The organism is Undibacterium sp. GrIS 1.8 (assembly GCF_040544445.1).
In the GTDB taxonomy this organism is placed as follows: Bacteria; Pseudomonadota; Gammaproteobacteria; order Burkholderiales; family Burkholderiaceae_D; genus Undibacterium.
Window position 1 is genome coordinate 1 of record NZ_JBEONQ010000103.1, and the last position, 4,773, is coordinate 4,773.

At 49.6% G+C, this 4,773-nt stretch carries 2 protein-coding genes and 2 pseudogenes; all 4 read right to left on the bottom strand.

Features of this window, described 5'->3' with window-relative positions; translation table 11 throughout:
• Positions 1 to 369: 369 nt before the first annotated feature.
• Positions 370 to 1,914 (bottom strand): annotated as a pseudogene (locus tag AAKU64_RS22135) (Tn3 family transposase); the annotation flags it as partial.
• Positions 1,915 to 1,932: 18 nt separating this feature from the next.
• Positions 1,933 to 2,913, bottom strand: a pseudogene (locus AAKU64_RS22140) (LLM class flavin-dependent oxidoreductase); the annotation flags it as partial.
• A 502-nt stretch (positions 2,914 to 3,415) separates the two neighbouring features.
• The gene (locus AAKU64_RS22145) at positions 3,416 to 4,177 is read right to left on the bottom strand and encodes a complement resistance protein TraT (protein WP_354335663.1); all 762 of its coding nucleotides are present in this window, start codon (positions 4,175 to 4,177) and stop codon (positions 3,416 to 3,418) included.
• A gap of 48 nt (positions 4,178 to 4,225) precedes the next feature.
• The gene (locus AAKU64_RS22150; protein ID WP_354335665.1) at positions 4,226 to 4,555 is read right to left on the bottom strand and encodes a hypothetical protein; all 330 of its coding nucleotides are present in this window, start codon (positions 4,553 to 4,555) and stop codon (positions 4,226 to 4,228) included.
• Between the last annotated feature and the right edge of the window lie 218 nt (positions 4,556 to 4,773).

The window sequence follows — 4,773 nt, forward strand, 5'->3', positions numbered from 1 at the left end:
CCGGACGCACTGATGCGTGCCGGGCATGTGGGCGGCAAACAGCGGCTTGCGGAACATCGGAATGACTGGTGGCTGACACGGCAGCAACATTCATAGCGCAATTAATGGATGAATACTGTATGCCCAATCAGTTATTTTGTGTTGCTTTTTGTCGACCTGCGGTAGGCACTCTAGCTCGTTATGTTGCTATGTAAGCAATTGACTTGACGATTGGTGGCTCACCGCGACTGGCAGCTTACGCCCCACTATCGACGCTCATTGAAATATCTTTACGGCTGCTTAGGGCACCAGAGTTGCCCGTCAAAGTGCCAAAATCACGGTCAGCTGACCAACGTTAGCCTTTCAATCGTTTTTCAGAGGTATCTGGCGTCACGCTGATCGCTTTGTTGCAACGAGTGCAGCGGGCAGACTATTCGGCAAAATCCTGCTCGCAAAATCAGCAATGGGAAACTCAAGCGTGCCGCGCAAATTAATTCCCTCAAGATTAGTAGGCGCAATCTTGCGTAAATCTTCTGAGCGCAGAGGTTCACCACCAATCGATTCTATTTCTGTTTTGGCTCGGTCCATGTGGATAGTGTTCCATGCCATCAGGCAATAGCTGAGCAAACTTAAACTGGATGAAACGGCAACCAGCGAATCATGACGTTTTGCCAGCCCGGCCGGGATTTTGCCGGTATGGAGTGCTCGATACAGATTATGCACTGCCTCACCGCGATTCAATACATGGCGCAATTCGCGTTGGAAAGAAGGGTTAATGAACAAATCGATCAGAAAAATCGTGCGTAGCATACGGCCAAGATGCACGCCGCCATCATAAACATCCTGGCCGCGCGCCGATGCACCGAATCGCTGTAACGCTTGTACCGCTGAACATTGACCAGTCGATATCGACGCTGCGACACGTACCAATTCATCGTAGACCGCTTCAATTGCCGATGTGCGAACATCACAATCGACCACTGTGACCAATTCCGTTGGTACTTTACAAGCGAGTGGGACATGCAACCGGCGATCTCGCATATGGGCAAGCCAGGGGCAAAGATCGAACCCCAATAGTTTGGACTGAGCCATCGCAAAATCGGTGTAACCATGCGTGTCAACAGCAAGTTGACTCACGTCAGCGCTCCCTGTTTGCCTGACCACACCTTCGATAGCCGGACCAGCCTGACGTTCTTTGAGCAAGATAGGCTGATCGTAAAATATTCCCCATCGATCTTGTTTGTGAGAATAGATCCCAATTGAGGCCGTGCGACGACGCGGATCAGTACGTGCCTGCCATACAGTGCGCGTTGTCTCCAGACTCATCATGTCGGATGAAGCAAGATCTGCACGTCCCCAGTGTGCGGTGATCGGATGCCGGTGCATAAACTCTAAGATGGCATCAGCGGCATGCCGTAGTTTGCGTTCGTCGGCAACCTTTCCCATCATTTGTCGGATGGCAGGCGGGGAAAGTTCGGGAACCATGCGTGATATGTCAGCCGCTGACAACGAGGTACCGTGGGCCAACACAGCTGCATAAACTAGCAGCAATTCGCTACGTGAGCGCGGCTCACGTCCCAGCAATATCCAACTGAAACGCACTGAACTATCGATTTCCAAAATAATCGTAGGGACCTGTCCGACCGGTCGTCGCGAGAATATGGCGGTCCGCAGTGTATTCAGATGTGCATCGGCGCGTTCAGCCACCAGCGGCTCAATATGTACCCCTCTGGTATCGATGCTGACCTCACCGGCAACACAAGCATCTTTGAGTCGTTCCAGTCCCTGGTTGATATGGTCGGTGATGGGCTCAAGAAATTCTTTCGGATCTTGCGGCAACGCCAGACGGCCATAAAAACTGTTGCGCTTTGTTTCCCATTCAACTTTTGGAATCAGTAGAGCGGCCTGACTGCGGAAAGCAAAGGCTTGATGAATGGTGGTTTGATGAACAATAGCTTGATTTATCTCCGCCGTTATTTGGTAAGAACGCAGGCGCGCCGCATGATCAAAAATTTGTGAAGTAATCATCAGTTCATCCGCACCGGTCAGCGCGATAAAATCTTGCAACTGGCGCTTCACCGTTTCGGCAGAACCGATGGCCGAACAAGGCAGAACCTGATCGAGCAAAGCGTGTTCCTGCGGGCCTATCTTGCTCATATAATCAGCTACCGGCGGCGGCAATCGCGCCGGGCGTCCACTGCGCAGATTGACAAAGGCTTGCTGCATCGACGTAGCGTTCAGCTTCGCTTCGTCATCGGTATCGGCCGCAAACACATTAAAGCCCAGCATCACATACGGTTTTGCCAAACGCTTCGACGGTGTAAAGGTAGCGCGATACAGCGCAATTGCCTGCATCATTTGTGCCGGAGCAAAATGCGAGGCGAAGGCATACGGTAAGCCCAGCGCCGCTGCCAGCTGCGCGCCAAACAGGCTAGACCCCAGTATCCATATCGGCACATTCAAACCCACACCGGGAACGGCACGCACAGCGCGCTTTTGCTCGGCTGAGAAATAATCCATCAATTCAACGACGTCTTGCGGAAACTGATCCGCGTCCAAGCTCAGATTACGGCGCAAAGCGCGCGCCGTAGTCTGATCAGAACCGGGTGCGCGACCCAGACCCAGATCGATACGTCCGGGGAACAAGGATTCAAGCGTGCCAAACTGCTCGGCAATCACTAACGGTGAATGATTCGGTAGCATGATTCCGCCAGCGCCAACCCGGATGCTAGAAGTGCCTGCCGCGACATAGCCGATCAGCACGGCAGTTGCGGCACTGGCGATACCCGGCATGCCATGGTGCTCTGCCAGCCAAAACCGCTGAAAACCCCAGCGTTCGCCATGCTGGGCGAGGTCTAAGGTATTGCGAAATGACTGGGCAGCGTCGCTGCCTTCAAGGATGGGGGAAAGATCAAGTATCGAGAAAGGTATCATTGGCGCGTCATGGTCATTAAAGTCGCTCCATCATAGTACGACTTGCTCATACTTGCTGATCGCCTAGCTGGACTCAGTTTGAAGCGCTTCGGGTTCATTGAGTAAAGATTGTATGGCGCGATCAAATGCCGGGGCGAATTCGACCGTCCTGATGGCGCCTGCTCGCAAACCCTTGATTGAGTTTGACGACTTGATTTTTAACCCAGAATTTCCATTAGGATTGGCAATGATGATGGATGCACTTTTCGAGGCAGTTTTGCTACGAATGAGGCGCCAATAGCGAGCTATTGTCCACGAAGAGCAGAAAAAATGACCGAAAATGCGCCATCAGCATGCCAATAGCACCGCAGGTGCACATGATGCGCATGGCGCACCTGGCAAGCATGTACTCGTCGCGTTTGGAGACAGTTCTAACATTCCGCTATGAAGCCAATAAAATATAAAAATGTGAGAACTGATCCAGTGACGCTATGTTGATGCAGTAAATAGAGACAAGCTAGGCTTAGAAAAATCCAGACATCGCGTAAGCGGTCTTTTTAAACATCAGTGTCTCAGCTTCTTCCAATTTCAGATTCACTTTATTCGCCGTTGTGACTACACGGGTGCGATATTCCTTTTGATTGGACACTTCTGATACTGTTTGACGGCTAGTGCCAGCGTCAGAGACTTTGGCATCAACTTTGGTGTCCTTACGAACGATCGCACCATTCTTTGTGCGTTCTTTGATCTGAATATCACAAACCAACATGTAGGTAACATCTTTGACGAGCGATCCGGAAATCATTTCTATCGCGCCGAAAGCTAAGCCGCCAGCAGCAGCACCGCGATAATAATTATTGCTATTGATTAAACTACCGGCCACGGCACCTGCCACCACGGCACCGCCCATGTAACCTTGATGCAAAGCGGATTCAGCCGCAGTTGGGCTAGTTTTTTCGAGATTAAGTACGTAGGCCACCATGGTGAACTGCGCATGATCCGGATCATCGACCAAACGGTAGCCATTGTCATTGGCTGAAAATTGTTCTGCGACAAATGTCTTAAACGCTTTACGATCAAATTCCATGACGCCGCTTTTTACATCCAGGAAGATGGTTCGTTTGTCTTTGGCTACGGCATCAACAAAAATAGCTGTGCTGGTACGCGCCTGAACATCCAGATCTTTTTTTGAAAGTGCTACTTGAGTTGCAGCGCAGCCAGCCAAGATTGGCACAACTAAAAATAATGGCGAAAATTTAATGAACGACTTGATTGATGTAAGCATGAGCTTGATTCCTAAATAGGTATGTTGTAAAAATAACGCGAAGAACTATTACCAGTAACGACCGTAATAATGGTGGTAATAGCGACAATTTTGATAACCACTCCAACCATACTGGTAAATATCAGCGCAGGTATAGCCGTTTTGCCAATGTGCTGGTGCCTTAGTTTCGACCGGCTTCAGGTTTTTGGCCATCGCGTCTTTGATGAATGCATCCACTTTTGCTTCATCTGCCACAGAAAAGGGTTTTTCCATGACCTCAGCATTGAGTTTCCTCTGCATTTCAGCCATTTCTCGTTCTGTTTGCGCCGAGGCGAAAGAGGAAATAGCGGCGCAGAGAACCATGAGGGACGAGAGGGTGACACGTAACAAAACATTCATTCAAACTTCCTTTTCTGCTCTAAAAAAACATCAAAATAATACCCAAAAAAAATCGCCTTTTATAGGGTCGTTCCAAAACCTGAAAATTATAAACCAATTTCAATGTAATTAATTTAACTTTTTGCGGATAGGAAATTCAAGCCACCTAAGCGAAGTATACTCCCTTAACCAAGTGATCATAAGTACAAGTTTCGATCTAATCAGATCGGATTGCACAA